General features: G+C 38.0%; 1 protein-coding gene and 1 pseudogene. Both read left to right on the plus strand.

What is annotated here, in order from left to right; all coding sequences use genetic code 11:
• A partial coding sequence (locus KI369_RS26710; protein ID WP_212958537.1) for an efflux RND transporter periplasmic adaptor subunit occupies positions 1-668 on the plus strand: 668 nt, incomplete at its 5' end.
• Positions 665-800: pseudogene (locus KI369_RS26715) on the plus strand (ATP-binding cassette domain-containing protein); the annotation flags it as partial. The gene KI369_RS26710 and the pseudogene KI369_RS26715, both read left to right, overlap by 4 nt.

Here is an 800-nt window from a genome sequence, read left to right on the forward strand (position 1 = left end):
AGAAAGAAAAAGGAAAGTTGCAAAAAGAGGAGCTAAATAAAAAACAGAAAGAACTTACGGTTTATAGTAATTTTTCTGGTGTCGTTCAAAAGTTAGATAAAGATGCGGCGCAAAGTTCATCTCAAGCTTTAGGTGGTCAAGGAAAGGCATTTTTACAAGTTGCTTCTAAAGATCCGTTCCAAGTTCAAGGGACGTTAACTGAGCTTCAAAAGTCACAAATTCAAAAGGATCAAACATTTACTGTAACTGCGAAAGCAAATAATAAGAAGAAGTGGACAGGTAAGATTACAGAGGTAAGTGAATTCCCAACGAGTGCAGAGATGGCTCAAGCTGGTGGTATGGGTGAAGCGACTCAAAATATGTCCCAATATACATATAAAGCAAGTCTTGATAGTCAAGATGGTTTATCTCCAGGTTATCACGTTTCTCTGCAAGTAAATTTAGAGAATAAGACAATGGTTGCTGTTCCGACTAAGAGCATTGTAGAAAAAGACGATGATGCATTTGTTTATGTTGAGGATAAAGGAAAGCTTCGTAAACAAAATGTGAAAAAAGGTTCTACTGATGGAGACTGGACAGAGGTTGTAGAAGGCGTAACAGTGGGGCAAAAGGTGGTTAAAAATCCTTCCGACGATGTGTATGACGGAATGGAAGTGAAAGAGAAATGATTACGTTAAATAATATTGCTAAAACGTATTATCAAGGAAAATTGGCAGTGCCGATTTTGCACGGTATTAGTTTAACGATTCAAGGCGGTGAGTTCGTTTCCATTATGGGACCGTCTGGTTCTGGTAAATCAA

Source organism: Bacillus sanguinis, from assembly GCF_018332475.1.
GTDB lineage: Bacteria > Bacillota > Bacilli > Bacillales > Bacillaceae_G > Bacillus_A > Bacillus_A sanguinis.